At 52.2% G+C, this 253-nt stretch carries 1 protein-coding gene; it reads right to left on the bottom strand.

Translation table 11 applies throughout. The features are described 5' to 3' along the window. Window positions 1–5: 5 nt before the first annotated feature. Window positions 6–253 (bottom strand): hypothetical protein (locus P0W64_RS22520; RefSeq protein WP_275482436.1); only part of this gene is annotated, 248 nt, incomplete at its 5' end.

Raw genomic sequence — 253 nt, 5'->3', positions numbered from 1 at the left:
CCTCGTCAAAGAAAAATTGAACGAGAAAAGCCACACACAAACAACCAAAAAACACTCTCTTTGATCGTCTGTGCAAAGCCAAAAAACATCTTTGGCACTGACAATTCATCGACACACTGTTGAGTTCTCAAAGAACACGCCCACACCAGCAACGACCCCACACCGAGGCCACCCACCAGAACAAGCTTGCCGCCAACGAACAACAGGCCCCACACCCCCGGGCAACGTCGGAACCTCACAGCTCCAGTGGGCC

The sequence above is a fragment of the Tsukamurella sp. 8F genome (genome assembly GCF_029167375.1).
Lineage (GTDB): Bacteria > Actinomycetota > Actinomycetes > Mycobacteriales > Mycobacteriaceae > Tsukamurella.
The sequence above is the reverse complement of the archived record's forward strand: the minus strand, read 5'-3'. Positions and strand labels throughout refer to the sequence as shown.